Raw genomic sequence first — 19,284 nt, forward strand, 5'->3', positions numbered from 1 at the left:
CTTTCCGAGGCCGCAGTGAAAGGGCCCATACGACTGTTTACTAAAAACACAGGTCCCTGCAAAGTCGAAAACGACGTATAGGGACTGACGCCTGCCCAATGCCGGAAGGTTAAAGCAAGGGGTCATCGGGAGCAATCCCGAGAAGCTCTGAACTGAAGCCCCGGTGAATGGCGGCCGTAACTATAACGGTCCTAAGGTAGCGAAATTCCTTGTCGGGTAAGTTCCGACCTGCACGAATGGCGTAACGAGATGGGCGCTGTCTCGACGAGGGGCTCAGCGAATCTGTAGCACCGGTGAAGATGCCGGTTACCCGCAACTAGACGGAAAGACCCCGTGCACCTTTACTATAGCCTAGCAGTGAATTTTGGTGCTGTATGTGTAGGATAGGTGGGAGGCTTTGAAGCGTGGGCGTCAGCCTGCGTGGAGCCAACGGTGAAATACCACCCTTACGGCTCTGAGATTCTAACCCAGGACCGTCATCCGGTTCGGGGACACTGTTAGGTGGGTAGTTTGACTGGGGCGGTCGCCTCCTAAACTGTAACGGAGGCGCCCGAAGGTTCCCTCAGGCTGTTTGGAAATCAGCCGTAGAGTGCAAAGGCACAAGGGAGCTTGACTGCGAGACCTACAAGTCGAGCAGGTGCGAAAGCAGGGCTTAGTGATCCGGCGGTCCCGCATGGAAGGGCCGTCGCTCAACGGATAAAAGGTACGCCGGGGATAACAGGCTTATCCTCCCCAAGAGTTCACATCGACGGGAGGGTTTGGCACCTCGATGTCGGCTCATCGCATCCTGGAGCTGAAGCAGGTTCCAAGGGTTGGGCTGTTCGCCCATTAAAGCGGTACGTGAGCTGGGTTTAGAACGTCGTGAGACAGTTCGGTCCCTATCTGTTGTGGGCGTAGGATACTTGAGAGGATCTATCCCTAGTACGAGAGGACCGGGATGGACGGACCTCTAGTGTACCAGTTGTCCCGCCAGGGGCACCGCTGGGTAGCTATGTTCGGAAAGGATAAGCGCTGAAGGCATCTAAGCGCGAAGCCCCCCTCAAGATGAGGTATCCCTTCCACCTTCGGGTGGACTCAAGACCCCTTGTAGACCACGAGGTTGATAGGCCAGAGGTGTAAGTGGGGTAACTCACTGAGCTGACTGGTACTAATCGGTCGTGAGGCTTGACCATAAAACTCTAGACCCGCCGTAGCTCTTCCCGCATTCGCGCCCAGATTCTCCTCCCGACGCTGTCGTTCTGCAGCAGAGCCCGGCGTTTCCAGGTTGACTGGGAGGAACTCTGTGCGTACGCTTTCAAGGAAGGTTTCAATTGTCAGGGCGAACCGAGGTGAGCATGCGGTTTCCATCAGCCTTAGTGGCGGGCGGGGTCATCGTGACGGTCCTTTCGGGAACGCCTCTCAGGGCTGAGGACACGCGCAAGAAGTGGCAGTTCGGAGGCGGCTTCTCCTACTGGTCGACGGATGACAATATCCGCAGCAACGCTACGACGGCGTTCGCTCCGATCGACGCCAGCCAAGCCCAGAATCTTCCGTCAATCCGTTTCTCGGACCCCAGGCCTGATGCCAACGAGCTCAACGAGCCGACCATTCAAGACAACTTCAAGCTCGACTTCCAGTCGAGCTTCGGAATAACTCGCTGGGTGGCCCTTCAGCTGGATATGAGCTATTTCAGGGGGGACGTGGGGAACATCGAGTTCTACTCGGAGGACACCACGGTTCCGGTAGACCTCTTTGCCCAGGCTCCGGATGATAACCTTCCGCCGAACGAACGCACCCAGCCTCGGAATCCTCTCGATCCGACGACATCGATTTGTGCTCCGGTCCAAAGCGGAATCCCCGCGCCCCCCGGAACGAAACGTTGCTACGTGATGAGCCCGCAGGCGTCAAGCACGGTGCGGCGCAACGGGTTCCTTCCGGTAGGGCAGATCACGGAGATTCCAGTAAGTATCTCCGGGCTGGTCAGGTTCCGGCCCGAGAGTCCCTTCGATCCCTATGTCGGTGCCGGGGTGGGTTACATCTTTACGAGCCTCGACACGAGCAAGAGCCGGATTGGGACTCCACTCGTACTGACCTCCTCGAACAGCGCCGGCAGCAACAGGATTTTTACCATGAACGGATTCGATGATGTCAGCGATTTCACCAACGGCCTGGTGGTCCAGGCGATTCAATCCGGGGCTCGGGGCGTACTGAGCTACCCCTGTCATCAGACTTTCAATCCGAACGGCTGTATCGCCGATCCGAATCGGCCGGCTGGAGGAACACCGCTCACGGCACTAAGCGCTTCGGTAGATGACGGAATGGAGTACCATCTGACGGGGGGAGTGGACTATTATTTCTCCGATCGTTGGTCCATCTATATCGATGCCCGGTACGTCTGGGCGCAAAGCAAAGTTAAGGTGCGAATCAATAATGAAGAGCAGGTGCTCACGAACTACCAGGATTACGGATGTGTGAATGGAGCTCCCACCTGCCGCGCCGTTTCCGGAGTGACGGACATTTCGAATGCGATCATCCTTAACCCTACGGTCGACGAGGCCAACGATATCATCCTCATTCAGGGAGGCGACATCCGGCTCGGCGGATTCTCCATAGGAGTAGGCGCAAAAGTCACTTTCTAAAAAATCAGGCTTTCCCGGTGATTCTAGCGGAGGGGCCACACCCGTTCCCATTCCGAACACGGAAGTTAAGCCCTCCAGCGCCGATGGTACTGCACGGGCAACTGTGTGGAAGAGTAGGCCGTTGCCGGGGAGTTAATTAGGCTCGCATGGTACTCATGCGAGCCTTTTTTTTTGACTCCGTCAAGCCGTGCAATGAAGGTCATTTCGAGCCAGCCTTCAAAGGCGGGGATCAACTTCTATGTTATCATACGCCCAAGATCGAGGAGCCTGGGGAGGAACTGATGTCCGGCCATTCCAAGTGGAGCAAGATCAAGCACGTCAAGGGCGCTCAAGACGCGAAACGGGGAAAGATCTTCACGAAGCTGATCAAGGAGATCACCGTTTCCGCAAGACTTGGAGGGGGAGATCCGGGCGGAAATCCGCGGCTGCGGACCGCGATCGAAGCGGCGCGGGCGGCGAACATGCCCAGCGACAACATCAAGCGGGCCGTCCAGAAGGGGACCGGCGAACTTCCCGGGCAGCAATACGAGGAGATCGCCTACGAAGGCTACGGTCCGGGGGGCGTGGCCATCTATGTCCAGGCGATGACCGACAACAGGAACCGCACCCTTCCCGAGATCAGGCACCTGTTCGCGAAATTCGGCGGCAATCTGGGTGAGCAGAATTCGGTGGCCTGGATGTTCGAAGCGAGGGGATACCTCGTCGTCGACAAGGGTCCCCTGTCGGAAGACGAGCTCATGGAGACGGTGCTCGAGGCGGGAGGGGAGGATCTCCGGGATGACGGCGAGAGCTATGAGGTTTTCACCGCGCCGGAATCCTATCAGCGAGTCCGCGAAGCCCTGGAGAAGAAGGGCCTTCCGATTGCCACCGGCGAGGTGGCCATGATCCCGAAGAACCGGATACGGGTCGAGGGTAAGAAGGCGCAGAACCTCCTGAACATGATGGAAGCCCTCGAGGATCACGACGACGTCCAGCACGCCTATGCCAACTTCGACATTCCGGACGAAGAGCTCGATCGAAGGGCGTCCTGAACCAAGAGACGTCTTTCGCATCCTGGGAATCGATCCCGGCTCTCATTCCACCGGTTATGGCCTGCTCGAGGAGAGCGGGGGACGGCTGCGTGAGATAGAGTCCGGAGCCATCCGCCCGGGCCGGGACAAGCAGTTTCTGCATCGCCTCTCCGACATTCACGACGCCCTTTCAGAGTTGGTGATACGGTTCAGACCCGACGCCGTTGCGGTCGAGAATCCGTTCCTGGCGCGTAACGTGCGCAGCGCCATGCAGCTCGGTGAGGCGCGAGCGGCGGCGCTGCTGCCAGCCGTCAGGGCGGGAATTCCGGTCTTCGAGTATGCCCCGCGCCACGTGAAGGCGGCGGTGGTCGGGCACGGCGGTGCCGAGAAGGCCCAGGTCGCACGCATGGTCGGGCTCTTGCTGGGCCTGTCCGCTTTGCCCATGCCCCTGGATGCCACCGATGCGCTGGCAGTCGCCATCTGTCATGCCAACCGCTCGTCGGGACTGAGACGTCTGCAAAAACTCACATGACCTCTCCGGCCCCGCGGCGGCTCGTCCTGATCGCCCTCCTTGTCCTCCTCATCGCGGCCGTCTTCGTCAGAATCGTTCCTGCCAAGCGGATCTCCGTGCTGCAGAATCGCGTGGGCCGATCCAACCCTCTCCTCCTTTCCAAGGGAGTTCACTGGCGAATTCCCGGGTGGGAGGCCATCTACGTCTATTCCGCGGAACCTCTGACCCTACGAGGCGAGATCCCGGCGATCAGCAAGGATCGAATCAAGGTCGCCGTTCCCTTCGAGTTTCGGGTCCGTCTCGACGACGGCATCGTTCTGAAGGCCCACCGTGAGCGCGCCGCAGGCGAAGATGCTCCCGGCTGGATTCGCAGGCAGGCGGAGGGCTTCATCGTCCGGATTGCGAAGCGCACTCCGGCCTACCAGCTGTGGAGGGAGAATCTTCCGTCCCAGCAGAGGAGCATCCTGAGCGAGGACCTGAAGCCTCTGGGTCTCGTGGAAGACAGTCTTAGAGTGGGTTCCGGCAAGACCGATCCCAAGATCCTGGCCTCCTATGGCACGGAGAAGCTCGCGGCAATGAGAAGGAACACCGGAGCTAAGATCGCCGTCATCGGTCTGGACGGCGCCGACTGGGATTTCGCCCTCCCCATGATCCGAAAAGGCGAGCTTCCCAACCTCGCCCGCTTGAGGAAGGAGGGAGCGTACGGAGAGATTCGAACCAACAATCCTCCGCTCTCCCCGCTTCTCTGGACGACGATCGCCACCGGGAAATCGCCCGACGTCCATGGAATCAATGACTTCCTGGTGCTCGATGCGAAGACGCGGCGCATGGTCCCGATCTCCAGCGAGTTTCGCAAGGTCAAGGCGGCCTGGAACATCGCCTCGGACGCCGGACTCACGACGGAGTTCGTCGCTTGGTGGGCTACCTGGCCTGCCGAGCCCGTCCGCGGGATCATGGTCTCCGATCGCGTCTCCTACTCTCTCTTCAGCTTCGTCTCGGGGATGAGCTTGAGCGGGAAGGAGACCTTTCCGGAAGGCTATTTCAAGGAGATTCAACCCTTCCTGAAGAGCGAAGCGGCCGTCACGCTGGACGACATCTCGGGCATGGTGCACGTGACGCCGGCGGAACTGGCGGCGGCGCGGACGCCGGAGGCGCGGCGAGGCGCGAAGGGAGAGGATCTGGAGTCTCTCGCCACGCTGATCCGAGTGGTGGCCAGCACCGAGAACTACTCCCGCATCGCGCAGGATCTCCTGCGCCGCAAGCAACCCGATCTCTTCGCCGTCTACTTCCAGGGAATCGACGAGGTGAGCCATCGATTCGCCCATCTGGAGCCGCCCCGAATGCCCGGGGTCCCGGCCGAGCGCTATGCGAAGTACTCCCAGGCGGTCGCCGGCTTTTACCGCTTTCAGGACCGGATTCTGGGAGAGGTGCTCCGCCTGATTTCTAGGGACACGACGCTCATCCTGCTCTCGGACCATGGATTCGATTCGGGAGAATCGCGCCCGAAGGATTTTCCTCCGTTCATCGAGGGCCAGCCCGGACTCTGGCATGCTCCTTTCGGCATGCTCGTTCTACACGGCGCCCACGTGAAGCCAGGCCCGCTTCCGACGTCGAGCCTCTACGACGTGCTGCCCACGATTCTGGATTTGCTGGGCCTTCCACCCGCCGAGGACCTTCCCGGCAGGAGCCTGCGCGTTGGCCTTGATCCCGGTTTCGTGGGAGGAGGCGCCCTGCCCAGAATCTCGTCCTATGAAGCCTACGGGGACCCGCTGCGACCCGCCCGGGAAGGGGAGAGCGAAGCATCCGGCGCCGCCGGAAGCGAGGCGATCGTCGAGACTCTTCGTTCGCTCGGATACGTCGGAGCGCCGCCGGAGCCCAAAGACTCCGGCAAGCCGGGCGCGTCGGGCGCCGTCAACGCCGCGACCACGGCCCTCTATCACGCCAATCTGGCCTCGATCCTGGCCGCCAAGGGGGACCTCAAGGGGGCCGAGGCCGAGCACCGCCTGGCGCTGCAGAGCAACCCCGACACCGTCTCGGCGCTCCTGGGACTGGCCCGGATCGAAGAGATGAAGGGCCATCCCGACCAGGCGCTCGCTCTTCTCCAGCGCATCGTGTCCCGCGGCCTGAAATACGAGCCGCACGTGCTCCTGCGAATCGCCGAGCTGTTTCACAAGTCAGGACGCGACGAGGACGGTCTCGCCTATTTCGACCGCATAGCCGGCACGGGAAAGAACGAAGCGATGATTTCAACGGCCCGTGGGGTGTTATACTCGCGCTCGAATCAGCCCCAGAAGGCGGAGGACGCCTTCCGGCGCGCTCTGGCCGAGGAGCCTCTGTCCCTTTCCCCGATGGAAGAGCTCTTCGTGCTTTACGATCAACAAGGGAGGGTCCCCGAGCTGATTCCCGAGCTCCAGGCGGCCATCCGCCGCGAAGAAGGCTCTTTCATGCACCATAACTGGCTGGGACTCGCCTACCGGCGGCAGGGCGATCTCGGTCGCGCCGAAGAAGAGCTCCGACGCGCCATCGAGCTGGGGCCGGACCAAGTGGGGCCAGCTGCCAACCTCGGAAGCATCTATCTCCAGGACGGCCGGGTAGATGAGGCGGCCAAGCTCCTCGAAAAGGCGCTGGGAAGAGATGCGGCCAGCGCCGAAGTTCGGACCAACCTGATCGTCGCCCTCGGCCGGCTCGGACAGGTGGACAAGGCGCGCGATCTCTTCGAGGAGGGGATTCGCATCACCCGGCGCCCTTCCCTCTACAACGCCATGGCTTTTGCCTATCAGATCAACGGGCGGCCGAAGGACGCGGCCGGCCTTCTCAAGGTCTCTCTCAAGATGGACCCGCACCAGGCCGATGCTCTCCGGCTTCTCCGGCAGGCGGAACCCGCGGCGCCGGTTCAGCCGCGCTAGGAGGCCAGCCTTGATCGCCCGGCTCTCCGGCACCCTGCATGAAAAGACGCCCGAGCGGGTGATCCTCGACGTTCAAGGCGTCGGCTACGATGTCAGAGTCCCGCTTTCGACCTACGGCTCCCTGCCGGCCATCGGAGCGGAAGTCCGACTGCTGGTGCACACCCATGTCCGCGAGGACGCGATCGCGCTCTACGGATTCGCCACCTCTCGGGAGCGGTACCTCTTCGAGAAGATGATCGGGGTCAGTGGCGTCGGCCCCCGTCTCGCCATCGCCCTCCTCTCCGGGCTCGCGCCCGAAGATCTGCAGGAAGCGATTCGGGGAGGAGAGGTCGCCCGATTGTGCAAAGTCCCCGGCGTGGGGCGGAAGACCGCGGAGCGACTGGTGGTGGACTTGCGCGACAAGATGGAGAACACGGACACCAAGGAGAGGGGGGGCGGCAAGCGAACCGAGGCGGTGGAGGGGCCGAGCGCCCTCGCCGCGGACGTGCTTTCGGCCTTGGTGAACCTCGGGTATCCGGCGCGGGACGCGGAGCGGGCCGTCTCCGATGCCCGCCGATCGCTGGAACCTGTGGAGTCTTCCGGCGTGAAGACCGTCACCTTCGAGCGACTGCTGCGCGACGCCCTCCGGACCGTGTCGGCATCGAGGTAGCGGACCGGATCAAGCAGCACGGGCGCGCGGGCCGCCTTTGCCGGCCGTTTGCCGGGTGAAAGGACAATGGTGCCTTCGGGAGACGATCGGAGAATCCTCTCGGGCGCGAGCCGGGACGAAGATCGGGATCTGGATCGAACGCTGCGCCCCCGGACGATGGAAGAGTACATCGGCCAGGAGCGGATGAAGCAGAACCTGCGCGTCTTCATCCAGGCCGCGCTGGAGCGGGGAGAGGCGCTGGATCACATTCTCCTGTACGGGCCTCCGGGGCTGGGCAAGACGACGATCGCGCACGTAATCGCCCACGAAGTGGGGATGCCCATTAAGGCCACGTCCGGACCAGCCATCGAGAAGGCCGGGGACCTGGTCGCGCTGCTGACCAACCTGGAGGAGAGGGGAATCCTGTTCATCGACGAGATCCATCGCCTGAGTCCCACGCTGGAGGAGGTCCTCTATCAGGCGATGGAGGACTATAAGCTGGACATCACGATCGGCCAGGGCGTCGGGGCGCGGGTCGTGAAGATCGATCTTCCTCCCTTTACGCTCCTCGGGGCTTCCACGCGCATTGGGCTGCTCACCGCTCCCCTGAGGGATCGATTCGGAATCGTCCACCACCTTCACTTCTACGGCCAGGAAGATCTCACTCGAATCATCCGGCGGGCCTCCCGGATTCTGGCGGTGGACATCGACGATCCGGGGGCGGAGGAGATTGGCCGGCGCGCGCGCGGCACCCCCCGGGTGGCCAACCGGCTGCTGCGACGGGTCCGCGATTTCGTCCAAGTCAAGGCGGACGGCCGCATCACGGGAGAGACCGCCGAAAAGTACCTCGAACGTCTCGAGGTCGACCGTTACGGCCTGGACGAGGTCGACCGGAGGCTGCTCCTGACGATCCACCAGAAGTTCGACGGAGGGCCGGTGGGACTGAATACCCTGGCAGCGTCCATCGGCGAGGAGCGCGACACCATCGAGGAAATCTACGAGCCCTACCTGCTGCAGATCGGTTTCATCGACCGGACCGCGCGGGGCAGGCGAATCACGCGCCTTGCCTGCCAGCACCTGAAGCTATCCGAATCCCCGGCCCGGAAGGTCGCTCCCCAACCGCCTCTCTTCTGAGCCGGCCGGCCACCTCTCAAAGCCCACTGTGACTCCTGCATGTAGCGCGCGGCGGAGCCGGCCCCCAGGTTGTTCCGGGCGCGGGCGGCCAGCGGTTCGTTGGCCCCTCCTTTCCTGATTCGCCGGTCGCGACGATCGTCTCAACGATTCCGGTTCCTGACTCGGGCGCAGACCCCCATCGTGCTTCTGGGGAGGCGCCTCCTCCCCCTCCTTGGCATCGCGTTGCTCCGGCAGCCGAGCACTCCTGCGGCCTGGCCAGCAGTCTGCTCATCACGGCCCTGCCTGGCGCGCTTCAGAGGCGAGATCATTTCCTCCAGGTGTGTCTCCGAGGCGTCTGCCGCTGGGCGTCGCCGATTCGGAGCAGGGTGCCGGATCGTGCCGATGTCGCGGGAGCTTGGAGAAGGCTCGAAGCTCGCCGGCATTCCGGACCTAGGATTTTGAGCAAAAAAAAGCGGGGCCCGGAGGCCCCGCTTGAGTGCCCTATCTGTCTAAGTTACGGGCAGCTAGGTGTGGTGGAACGCGTCCCGTTGGCACTGCTGCAAACGCCCCTTGACGTGTTGTTGCAGGTCTCGCCTCCGGGGCAGTCGGCAGTAACGTCGCAGCGGGTGGCCGTGGTAATCGAGCAACTCAGGCAGCTGCTCTTCACACCGGCCCCTCCTGATCCACCGCAATGGTCGGTCGGACTCAAGCTGCAGGATTCGGTCCTGGCTTGACCGTAGGTGGCGAATACCTTCGTCACTCCCGCGGGAGTCGTGAAGATGTTCCCCAGGTAGTAGTACAAGTTGGCCGACAGCGGGTTGCTGGCGCTGTCGTCCAGACTGATCTGGCTGGGCGTCGGCGGGTTGCAAGCGTGCTGCACCGCGTCGATGTCGCAGGAGCTGACCCCGGCCAGTCCGTTCGTCGTGAACGACGCGACGTTGCTGAACCCGGCCGCGGGAGTGCAACCGGAGACGGTGCAGGTTCCGGTGAGGCCACCATCGGTGCCGCCGGCCACCAGCCCGTTGCCGACGCCAAGAGCCGCGGTCCTGACGAAGGCATGACCGTACACCGGGCGCGGCATCGAAAGGTGCGGAGGCGTGCCCGGTCCGTTGAGCAGGTAGTTGGAGATGGTGACTGCCGCTGGCGCAGGCACCGAGCACGTGCCGCCGCCGAGGCACTGGGCGGCCGCGGTGCAAGCCGTACCCGGATTGGTGCCACCGGCGCAGGTGACCGCGCCGAAGAGCCCACCCGAGAGACTCGGCTCGGTGGCGGCCGGAGGCGGTCCGGCGTAGACGTTGCACCCACCTGCGACCGCACCGACCGGCGGACCGACCGGAGCGGTTGTGCAGGAGAAGTCGGAGCTGCAGCGGACCTCGACCTGATAGAGGTCGCCAGCGTTGTTCGTACTGGTAGAGGTGGTGGCCGTGTTTCCGAGCTTCAGGTTGCCGGAGGTGGACCAGTCTTGGAGAACGGTCGTTCCTCCCCCGTCGACCTTGGAGAAGCGGAACTGCGCCACGCCGTCGGCGCACCCTCCGGGGTTCGCCGTCTGCGAAGCGTCGAGGAGGAGAGACTCGCCGACCACGATGACGCCGTCCCCGTCCGCGTCATTGATGCGGAAGTCGACGGTGAAGCCGTTCGTGCCGAGGGCCTCGTTGCACTTGGCAGCCGCGGTCGCCGGACACTGGCTGGTGAGCGGGATCGAGGTAGTTTCGACCGCCGGAGCGATCGGCGTGGTGACGGCGCCGGTAATCTGGATCGAGTCGATCCACCAGCCGTCGTCGCGCGTCCCGATGTCGAACGGATTAGCGGCTCCGGGCGGCTCGAGATAGGAATCCCAGCCGTTGCCGAAGTCCCAGCCCTGGCCGACCCAGCGGAACTTGACGCGCTGTCCGAGGAACAAGCCGAGGTTGAACTTGCTCTGGACCCAGATACCCTCACCGATGCTGCCGAGAGATCCCGGACCCTGGGCATTGAAGAACGAGAAGACGTTCGTCCCCAGGACGTTTCCGGAGTGCGACCAGACGCCGTCGGGGAAGCACATCGTCTCCCCGAAGGAGCCGGGGACGTTCGCGTTGGCCGCGTCGGTCGGGGTGAATTCGCAGTAACCGAACCAGGACCAGACCTGGGTCGTGTGGTCGTAGACGTTCTGGAACGGAATCAACTTCTGCCAGCGGCCGAAGTTGTCTCCCGCACCCGGATCCTGATCCACCGAGATTTGAACGTCCGCGTGGTCTCCCGACTGGTCGACCTGGAAGTTGATCGCGTTGTCGTCCGCGAAGTCGGCGATGTGCCAGAAGGACATGAACAGGTCGCCGATGGTCGCGTTCGGCAGGATCGTCAGGTTGATCGGGTTCGTGTCGAAAGCCTCGATTTCGCGAAGAGGCGTGGTGTCGAATTTCCTCTCCGCGGCATCGGTGTGACGGCCCCAGTGCGCCGACTTGGTGCCGTGGAACGCCTTCTCCGCCGGAATCGGCCCGGTGGTGCTGTCGAAGTGCCAGTCGGTGTCGAAGTCAGGGTCGATCTGACAGCCCTGAGGACCGGTGCGGCCGCCGATCTCCATGAACCCGAAGCAGGCCTGACCCACCATCGAGGTGTTGGAGTCCGCGGCGGCATTCCTCTCGATGAACCCGAAGGTGGAGCTGAAATCGTTGTTCTGGCTGATTCCGCCCGTACCGGTCGGGCTCGGCCCCTGGATCTCGAAGTCCTCGTAGATCAGGCCGGGCTTGCAGGAGGTTGGGACGTTGCCGCAGTTCGCGTCGGAGGCGCAGGCGGCGCCCGCGAAGCTCGGAGCGAGATCAGCGTCGCAGCGGGAGGCCGTCGGTGTGACCGTGGCTCCCGTCGGAACGTCGATGTCCTCCAGGAAGGCGACGGGGATCGGCACGGTCGTGCCGCCCACCTCGTTGGAGTTCATCGTCAGGGTCAGGTTGCCGCGGGCGGGAAGCGTCCCGGTGTTGGTGGTCGTGGTCGAGGCGATGACCACCTCGAAGAACTTTCCGTCGGTCGGCTGGGCGGCATCGTCGACCGGGGTCAACGTGCGCGTATCCAGCGTCGTGCCGTTCGGGAAGCTCGCGATGGTGATCGCGGCATCGAGGATGCACGCGATGTCGGGATCGCCCGTGGAGAGCGAGAGGTTGATGCCGGTCAGGTTGATCCCGGTGATGTTCTGGAGCACCAGGCCCAGCCGGACCCTCTCACCCGGGTCGCCGAACGCATCGCCGTCACCGCAGGCATTGGCCACGTCGGCGCAGGTGGCGCCGCCGGCGCACGTCGCTCCAAGCGTGGTGCACGCCTTGCCGACGTTGGGCCCGGACAGGCAAGCGCGAACCGCCGGATTGGCGCTGGGGCAGGCCCCGAGCTCGGCCCGGTCGCGGACGAGCGGCGAGAGAACGACGAGCTCCGCCAGAGGAACGTTCTTGCAGGTCGCGGCCATCGCGAAGAACGGACCGTTGGCCACGTCGTCGGGAATGCCGTCGCGGTTCTCGTCGAAGTGCCCGACGGGGTCGCAGGCGTTGCCGATGAGGTTGAAGTTGTCATCGGACTGCACCGGCGGGTCGGAGCCGGGCAGGATCGTCTGGTTGTAGGTGACGGCGCAGTTGTCCTGGTTGTCCTGGACGAGGTCGCCGTCGGCGTCGTCGTTGGTCCCCGAGCAGACCCGGCTGACGGTGCAGGTGCCCGGAGAGACGCAGTTCGAGTTGACGAAGCACCGCTTGGTGGCATCGTTGGAACAGGTGCCCAGGCAGTCGCCGTCGCAGGCATCGCCCAGACCGTCGCCGTCGGCGTCGGCCTGGCCGCTGTTCGGCGTCAAGTCGCAGTTGTCGGTCTCGTCGCACACCGCGTCGCCGTCATAGTTGTCGGGACCGACGACATTCGGAGTGCAGCCGCTCGGCGGATCGTCGTCGCAGGCCTCTCCGTGTCCGCCGCCGCCCAGGACTTGTCCGGCCACGCAGGTTCCTCCGACGCACGCCGCCAGAGGACCACCGTGGGTGCTACAGGGAATCGTGGCGTCGTTGGTGCAGTGCCCCTCATCCGGAACATCCGGACAGAGGTCGGTGGCGTTGATCAGGCCGTCGTTGTCGACGTCGTCGTTGTCGCAGACATCCCCGACGCCGTCCAGATCGCCGTCGGCCTGGCTCGGGTTGTAGATGAAGGGGCAGTTGTCGCAGCCGAAGTAGGTGCCCCCCACCACGGTGCCGCCGACTTTGTCCCCGTCGTCATCAACCTGAAGGGGGTTGTAGACGGTGGGGCAGTTGTCGGAGGGGCCGGCGGGCGCGGTGCAGACGTCGTCGATGGACCCGGTGGCGGGGTTGAAGCCGCAAATGCCATCCAGTCCGTTGCAGGTGGTGATGTCATCCGAGCTTCCGGGGATGCCGTCGCGACCGGCGCAGGACGGCACGCCGTCACCGTCCAGGTTCGCAAAGCTCGACTGGCCGGCGATGTGGTTCTGGTTGGAGTCGCACTGGCTGTCCTCGTAGGCGACGAAGACGTTGGTCTCGGTTCCGGGAACCGTGAAGACGACGCCCGGGGAGTTGAACACCCCGGACACCTGGATCTGGCCGGTAAAGACACCCGCGGTCGCCGATTCGGCGAGGCTGATGGTTTCACCAGGGAAGGGATCGGAGTTCGACCAGACCTTGACCTGGATGGTGTCGTTGCTTCCACCCGCGGTCCCCGCGATGCAGGGAGAAGCGGCGCCCGCGCCGTAGCGGGAGTCGTTCACCGTGACCCTGAGGGTCTCGTTGCAGTCGTACAGGTTGGTCCTGTCCACCGAAAGGGTGGCGCACTTGCAACCGGCGGCGATTTCGCCGGCACCGATGCCGATGCGGCTGCAGGAGGGGGTCGCCTCGGCAGCCGGATGGACCTCGTCCCACTCGAAGACGACGTCGTCGACCGACACGCCGAAGTCGCCGTCCGACGCGCTGGGGATGATCGGATTCTGCTCCACGTACAGGAACGCGAGGCCGATCTGGAACCGGTTGCCCGCGTCGCCGGGCGTGAAGAACTGCAGGCCGTTGTCCTCGTAGTCCACCGAATCGAACTCCAGCCCTCGGCTGGGGCCGGCCACGGTGTCCTCACCCACGTGCGGCTCGGCGGCACCGGCCGGACAGCTGCCGGCACCTCCCTGGCAGGGGCCGGGGAAAGGCCGCAGGTTCGTGGGGGCGGTGGGGATGATCGGCTTGATGGCGTAGTAGTCGTTGCCGCTGGCGTTGTCGAAGCCGGTGAAGCCGGTCTCGTCGCCCGTCAGGGTGGGGGTCCCGGCGGAAAGCGATCCGTCGGGGTCGGTCCGGGGACCGAACGTCACCTGGTTGTAGTAGAACACGGTGTAGTGGGGATCGATCGGTCCGGTTTGGGTCGCGATGTAGTACTGCGTTCCGTCACCGCGAGGGCCGTTGCCAGGCCGGACGATCGCCTTCGGCACGTCGTGATCGATGTCGTTGTCGACGTCGATGTACAGCGTCGGCTCGTTGTAGTAGAACTGGATCGACTCGTTGAAGCCGAGGCGCTGGAACTCGACGGTGAACGGGTTGCCGTTCGCGTCGGTCCCCTGGTTGACCTTCTCGATCACGGGACTGATGAAGTAGTCGAGGAGGAATTCGGCGCGCCGGCCCGTCAAGTCGTTGAACGCCAGGCCGTAGTTGCCGCACTCCGGGTTGTCCGCGCCGCCGTTGCAGGGACCGTTGGCGCCGCAGTCGCTATTCAGGTAGCAGGCCGCGCCGCCGACGGCACAGGTACCCGTCACGCCGCTTCCAGTGTGCCACACGCCGCCCACGAAGGCGCCGGCGGGAATCGCCACGCAGCCGCCGCCGAGACCGTTGTCGAAGCCCGGCGTGCCGTTGGCCTGGACGCAGTTCGACTTGGACTGGGTCTGGAACCCGCAAGTGCCGTTCTGCACGTAGTGCCAGACCGGCAGAGTCGCCGCCGAGGCGCCGATGTTGCTGGCGGCGTCGCGCTGCGTGTACCAGCCGCCGTTGTTGGCATCGAAGTTCCACGGAATCAGGTCGGTGCCGGCGGGGTTCGTGTCGGTCAGGACATGCCGGTCGACGATGCCGTTGCTGTCGCCGGTGCTGTTGAAGATCCCGAGCGCCGGATACGCCTCGTCGGCCGCCACGCAGCCCGAGGGGTTCCCGGCGCCGATGCAGATCACGTTGGTGATGGCGCCGTTGTTCCCGGGCTTGCCGGCCAGCGGGGTGAACATGCTGGAGAACGTGACCGTCTCATCCAGCAGCCCGAGCGTCAGGCCGGGGCGGTCGTTCGGCTCGATGACCAGCGAGCGGTTGATGTCGCGCTGGATCGAGCCGCTGCCGTTCGGGAAGTCGGTCGAGTAGTGCAGGCTCGCCCGGTCCGAACCCAGCGCATGCTGGAAGTTGAAGACCTGGCGGCCCAGGACCGTGCCGTTGCTCGTATTGGCCAGGGTCAGACGCAGGAAGAGCTGACCCGACACCGCCACGTCGTTGACTTTGATCGAGAAGGTGACCGCCTCCGGCTGTCCTTGAGGCAGACGCCCGATGTTCTTGGGCGAATCGAGGATCGACAGCGGCGCCGGGGTGCCGCAGCTGTTGTTCGCTCCGAAAGGCACCGCGCAAGCCAACAGCGTGGCGGTGACGTCGGTGTACTCGTCGAGCCGCGAGTTGTTGACCACGGCCACCGAATAGGTCACCAGCTCGTTGCGGTCGAAGAACTGGTCGGTGTCGCAGCCGCCGAACAGCAGGTCGGTCTTGTTGCGCTGTCCCGGGATCACGAAGATGCCGCCCAGGAAGTTGGGCTCGCAATCCATCGGGGCCCGTCCGAACGCGGTCCGCGAGCCGCCGGTCGCGTCGACGTAGGTCACCTCGACAGTGTAGCCGGTGTCGCCCTCGATGACGCCGTTGCCGGGGGTCCCGACCGCGGGGGAGCCGCTGCCGAGCCGCACGGCCACGGGAATCGAGGAGAAGACGTGGCTGGCGCCGTTGAACTTGAGGTTCGCCTCGGTGTCGACGAGGGCGCCGGAGGTGTTGTAGACCCGGACGGTCGTCGCCCCGCTGATCTGGAGGGCTGAGGCGTCGGACTCCCAAACGTTCACGGCCGCGTCGTCGGAGCAGCCGTAGCGGATCTTGTCCAGCCGCGCCATCGACTGCGGGAAGCTGGCGAACTGGGGCGCGGTGTTGGTGCCGTCCTTCTCGACGACCAGCGGACCGGCCACGGCCAGCCCGTAGACCTGGCCTCCCTTGTCCAGGAAGGTGTCGCCGTCGGTGTCCTCGCCGGCGTCCAGACGGTTGTTGTTGTTGGCGTCCTCGTTGGCTCCGGTGATCTGGCTGATTTGGCCGGCCACGGCGCCTCCGGCGCCGCGCTTCACCCGCACCGTCCAAACTCCGTCGACGATCTGGTTGTCGGCGGTCCCGGGGTTGGCATCCGGGTTGTCGTGCAGGTGAACGCACTCAATCGCGTTGAAGTGATCGGCCTGATCCGGATCCCCGCCGGCCCGGCCGAGACCCCACTGGCCCACCACCTGGTTGAAGGCGTTGTAGACGTTTCCGTCGTAGACCTTGCCGGTCGGATCGATCAGCTCCAGGTCGAGATCGTTGACCAGCAGATCGCCCGGCGGATCGGGCCACGCGACGCAGGCCCGGATCTGGCCCGCGTTCCCGAGAACCCGGAAGTGATGATCGTGCTGGGTGCTGGCATTGCTGATCGCCGGCTCGGCCGTGGCGGCTCCCCCTCCGTCGGGATCCACGCCGTCCCAGACCACCAGTCCGAGGGCCGGCTTCTCAGGCGTCCCGGCGCTGATGACTGCGAAGTCCTCCGGCACCGTCTCGTTCGGCCAGTTGACGATCGGCAGGACGTGCGACGCCACCGAGCGTCCATACCCTTGCTGATTGTTCCCCAGCACCTGGGGCGAGCCGCTCACCGTCACGAGCGAGGCGCGCGACCGGGCCACCTGGTCGTCGTTAGGATCCAACCCGGCGGTGTTCCCGGCGTTGCCGAGCTGCTCTTCGGAGAAGTCGGCGGAGGCAGCGAGCATGGCCTTGACCGCGGCGCCCGAAACCGCCGAGACCCGGTCCCCCTGGACCCGGTCGCCGGTGGGGTAGAAGCCCTGATGGAAGTAGTCCTCCAGGATGGTGGCGATGCTGGCGATCGACGCGGCGCCGAAGGAGGTGCCGCGGGCCTGCTGGTCGATTTCCGTCTCCACCGGCCCGCCCTGGTTGTTGTCACGGCTGCGGACAGTGTACATGCCCATCGGCACCGGGCCGCCGCCCGTCGGGGCGCGGTCGTTGCCGACGCCCGTGACGATCGGAACGGCGCGCAGGGAGGCCGCGCTGGCGGGACCCTTCGCCGTGAAGTTCTGGGGGTTCTCCTCCTCGTTGAACGGTCCGAACATCGTTCCGGTGTCCTCGCAGGTCGCCCCGGCCGCCACGACGTTCTTGGCGGTGGAAGGCGGCGACGCTTGCAAGGGGCGGAAGATGGGACCCAAGGGGGGGGTAAGGAGCTGTTGCGCGTCGCTCCCCCCGCTCGACTCGCCGTCGAAGAAGTCGCAGATCAGGTCGCGGCCGTTGGTGAGCGAGAAGCCGCGGTTGCCGACCGGGACGAAGACCTGGTACTCGAGGTTGTTGACCAGGTACTTGTCGAGCTCGCTGGATTCGGCCGTGTAGGTTCCGGCCCCGGTGGCCTGTCCGTTGGCGACCCAGTTCGGGATGCCGAAGGCCATGACGTGCAGCCGGGCGCCGGCGGTGTAGGCGGCGTCCATCCGGGCGGTCAGCGAGCCGGGGCTCACGTTGGCGCCCCGCTCGACGATCTCGGCCGCGGTGCACTGCGACGTCAGGGCCGCATCCTGGATCGCCAGGCGCGCGCCGCGGGCCGCGCCGTCGAGGTTCAAAGCGCGCGGCACCGAGGTCTGGGAGACCAGGTGGCTCATCGAGAACTGGAAGCCCAAGGCGCTGGCGTTGCCGGCGATCATCCCGGCGATCACGTTGCCGTGGGTCTGCGCGCCGGAGAGCACGCTGTCGCAGGTCGAGCCGATGGGCACCGTGTCGGCGACCACCAGCTGGTAGGCCGCGATCTTGCGGTGCGTCCCCCCCCCGATCAGGGCGCTGATCTGCGCCTCGGTCAGGGTCGCGGTGCTGTGCGCCAGGGTCGCCGCGTCGGTCGACGCGCCGTTGTCCAGGACCGCCACGATGGTCGCCGGGACCGGCGTGGAGCAGTTCCGCGGATCGGTGTTGCCGACGGCGCCGTTGCCACAGCCGCCACCGTCCACGTTGGCGTCCCAGTAGGGCGTCGCCGAGCCGGTGTTCTCGTTCTCACCGACCTGCACGGTCGGCGGATGCTCCTTGAACACGAACGCCGAGAGCTGGTACTCCGGAACCTCGCTGATGTTCCGCACCCGCTCGTCCCGCGCCAGCTTGCGCAGATCGGCGACCGACAGGGTCGCCAGGATCGTCGCCCCGTCCTCCACCATCGACACGTTGTCGTGGTGGCCGTTCTTCATGTCCTTGAGCAGGCCTTCCACCTCCGCCGGGTCCCAGGCGGTGACGTGGACGTCCAGCTCCTTCTTGTTGGCCCGCACCTTGTCGAGCAGCATCTGCCGGCCGGCGTTCACGTCGATCTTGAACGCTCCCGCGTACGGCAGTGACGCCTCGACGAAGGAGGCCTTGACGAGCTCGGCCATCGCCTTGTCGCTGCCCTTCACCACCAGCGCCCGGTCGGCGCGGGTGTCGAGGATGCGCACGCCCATCCCCTTCAACTCGGCCTCGATCGCGTCGTAACCCTTCACCTTCAGCGCGTCGGCCGAAATCTGGATGATCCCGACGCCGCTGCCCAGACCCAGACCCTTGCCCGCCGGCGCTGCGTGGGCGGCCGCGGGGCGCAAATCCGCAGGAATCGCGTCAAACGCGTGCGGATTCTTCGGGTTGAAGAAGCCCTGCTGCGTGAAAATCAGCCCCTTCCGCTGCTGACCCGGTGGCGGAATGTTGGGGTTGAAATTGCCGAGAGGGGCCACGTCCAGCGGCCGCTCATTGACGGCATCAATGGAAGTGCGCTGGAAATAAGCCAGCGCATCCGGATCGATATCCCGCTTGTCGAGCTGACTATTGGGATCGATGCCGGGTTTTGCGCCTCCTTTAACCGCCCAGGTATAGACGGACGGCACCAGGAGGGTCGCCACCAGAGCAAGGGCCACGAGGAGCACCCCTTTCCCGCTCTGCGCAGAGAACCTACTAGGCATGACTTCCTCCTAAAAGGGTTACGGGGCAAAGGTATTGAGTGCGGGCAACGAGAAGTGACATTCCTGACCGAGAACCTTCTGAGTCCAAAGCTGTCTTGAGCAAAATCGCGTTGGGTAAGCGGCTATGTACGTTCAAGCGACACACCTGTCAAGAAGAAAAAGAGAATGACGCGACGAGGAGAGGGTGGCCAGCGTCGAGACCTCCTTAGGGGGGAGTGCCGTTGAGTTGTTTTTAACGCAACCGAGAGAGTGGCCGAACGTTATCGATCGGCAGCCGGGAATATACCGTGAAAGAAAATGGTGTCA

The 19,284-nt window shown here is 64.5% G+C and carries 7 protein-coding genes and 2 rRNA genes; 8 read left to right on the forward strand and 1 reads right to left on the reverse strand.

From position 1 onward, the window contains the following. The 8 genes from VGR67_05780 to ruvB form a co-directional block, all read left to right on the forward strand. A 23S ribosomal RNA gene (locus VGR67_05780) occupies positions 1-1,172 on the forward strand; the annotation flags it as partial. 162 nt (positions 1,173-1,334) lie between these two features. Further along, positions 1,335-2,618, forward strand: coding sequence for a hypothetical protein (locus VGR67_05785; protein HEV8335906.1), 1,284 nt, complete (start codon positions 1,335-1,337; stop codon positions 2,616-2,618). Between the two features lie 13 nt (positions 2,619-2,631). Further along, positions 2,632-2,748: ribosomal RNA gene (rrf, locus tag VGR67_05790) — 5S ribosomal RNA — on the forward strand. Positions 2,749-2,899: 151 nt separating this feature from the next. After that, positions 2,900-3,649, forward strand: coding sequence for a YebC/PmpR family DNA-binding transcriptional regulator (locus VGR67_05795; GenBank protein HEV8335907.1), 750 nt, complete (start codon positions 2,900-2,902; stop codon positions 3,647-3,649). Then, on the forward strand, positions 3,600-4,160 hold the full coding sequence (ruvC, locus tag VGR67_05800; protein ID HEV8335908.1) for a crossover junction endodeoxyribonuclease RuvC: 561 nt from the start codon (positions 3,600-3,602) through the stop codon (positions 4,158-4,160). Before VGR67_05795 ends, ruvC begins: the two co-directional genes overlap by 50 nt. After that, positions 4,157-7,045, forward strand: coding sequence for an alkaline phosphatase family protein (locus tag VGR67_05805; GenBank protein HEV8335909.1), 2,889 nt, complete (start codon positions 4,157-4,159; stop codon positions 7,043-7,045). Before ruvC ends, VGR67_05805 begins: the two co-directional genes overlap by 4 nt. 10 nt (positions 7,046-7,055) lie before the next feature. Next, entirely contained in the window at positions 7,056-7,694 is a 639-nt protein-coding gene (gene ruvA, locus VGR67_05810) for a Holliday junction branch migration protein RuvA (GenBank protein ID HEV8335910.1), read from the forward strand. Positions 7,695-7,760: 66 nt separating this feature from the next. Continuing rightward, entirely contained in the window at positions 7,761-8,807 is a 1,047-nt protein-coding gene (gene ruvB, locus VGR67_05815) for a Holliday junction branch migration DNA helicase RuvB (GenBank protein HEV8335911.1), read from the forward strand. Between the two features lie 493 nt (positions 8,808-9,300). Here the strand turns inward: ruvB and VGR67_05820 are convergent, their stop codons facing one another. Next, positions 9,301-18,978, reverse strand: coding sequence for a thrombospondin type 3 repeat-containing protein (locus tag VGR67_05820; GenBank protein ID HEV8335912.1), 9,678 nt, complete (start codon positions 18,976-18,978; stop codon positions 9,301-9,303). Positions 18,979-19,284: the final 306 nt, after the last annotated feature.

The sequence above is a fragment of the Candidatus Polarisedimenticolia bacterium genome (assembly GCA_036004685.1).
Classification (GTDB): Bacteria; Acidobacteriota; Polarisedimenticolia; order Gp22-AA2; family AA152; genus DASYRE01.

What these genes read in the sequence shown, in the direction of transcription:
- VGR67_05785 (HEV8335906.1), top strand. Translation starts at nt 1,335, where the DNA reads ATGCGGTTTCCATCAGCCTTAGTGGCGGGCGGGGTCATCGTGACGGTC.
- VGR67_05795 (HEV8335907.1), top strand. Translation starts at nt 2,900, where the DNA reads ATGTCCGGCCATTCCAAGTGGAGCAAGATCAAGCACGTCAAGGGCGCT.
- ruvC (HEV8335908.1), top strand. Translation starts at nt 3,600, where the DNA reads ATGCCAACTTCGACATTCCGGACGAAGAGCTCGATCGAAGGGCGTCCT.
- VGR67_05805 (HEV8335909.1), top strand. Translation starts at nt 4,157, where the DNA reads ATGACCTCTCCGGCCCCGCGGCGGCTCGTCCTGATCGCCCTCCTTGTC.
- ruvB (HEV8335911.1), top strand. Translation starts at nt 7,761, where the DNA reads ATGGTGCCTTCGGGAGACGATCGGAGAATCCTCTCGGGCGCGAGCCGG.
- VGR67_05820 (HEV8335912.1), bottom strand. Translation starts at nt 18,978, where the DNA reads ATGCCTAGTAGGTTCTCTGCGCAGAGCGGGAAAGGGGTGCTCCTCGTG.